Here is a 1,183-nt window from a genome sequence, read left to right on the forward strand (position 1 = left end):
TCACCCTCACGGCGTTGGTGACACCGGACACCCCTGGGGCCGTAGCAGCGCCGACCGGAACGGTCACGTTCCTGGTCAGCAACGGCGGCGGCAGCACGACCGTGCCGGTGAACACCGACGGCACCGCTCAGCTCACCCTGGACTCCCTGCCCAGCGGCAGCTACTCGGTCACCGCCACCTACGGCGGTGATGACAACTACAACACCTCAACCGGCAGCGACACGCAAACCGTCCAGTCCGCCTCCACCAGCACCACGGTGATGTCATCGCCCGACCCGTCGAAGTCGGGAGGGCCGGTTACGGTCAGTGCGACGGTGGCGCCGGTCGTGCCGGGGCACGGTACGCCTTCGGGTACGGTCACCTTCGTCATCGACGGCAGCGGCGGAGGTACCTTCACCGAATCCCTGGGCGCCGCCGGTACGGCCCAACTCACCCTCAGCACACTGGGACTGGGTTCGCACACCATCACCGCCACCTATGGTGGCGACACCGACTTCAGCTCCTCCACCGGTACGGAGACCCACACCGTCGAGGTGGAGCCCTCCAACACCACCACTCTGTCGTCCGGTCCCGACCCCTCCGTCTTCGGACAACCCGCCACGTTCACCGCCACCGTCACCCCCGCACAACCCGGCCCGGACCCCACCGGCAACGTCACCTTCACCGTCTCCGGAACCGGCGGAGGCACCTTCACCGCGCCACTGACCGACGGCACAGCCACCCTCACCCTCGACACCCTCGGCGTCAGTACCCACGCCGCCACCGCCACCTATGGCGGCGACACCAACTACGGCTCCTCCACCGGCGCCGACACCCACACCGTGCTCCCCGCAGGGACCACGACAAGCGTCAACACCACCCCGGACCCCACACTCTTCGGACAACCCGCCACCTTCACCGCCACCATCGCCCCAGTACCGCCGGGAGCCGGAACCCCGACCGGCACCGTCACCTTCACCATCGACGACACCACCACCCTCACCGGAACCCTGGACGCAACCGGCACCGCCACCGTCACCACCAGCACACTCACCACCGGCGCCCACACCGTCACCGCCACCTACAACGCCGCGAGCGACCCCCGCTACAACACCTCCACCGGCACCGACACCCACACCGTGCTCCCCGCAGGGACCACCACGACCGTCACCTCCGACCCCGACCCCACCGCCTTCGGACAGCC

1 protein-coding gene is annotated in these 1,183 nt (G+C 69.1%); it reads left to right on the plus strand.

Going from position 1 to position 1,183, the window contains the following annotated elements; all coding sequences use genetic code 11:
• Positions 1-17: 17 nt before the first annotated feature.
• A partial coding sequence (locus AB0M26_RS31955) for an Ig-like domain-containing protein (protein WP_365266558.1) occupies positions 18-1,183 on the plus strand: 1,166 nt, incomplete at its 3' end.

This window comes from Streptomyces sp. NPDC051776 (genome assembly GCF_040681345.1).
Lineage (GTDB): Bacteria > Actinomycetota > Actinomycetes > Streptomycetales > Streptomycetaceae > Streptomyces.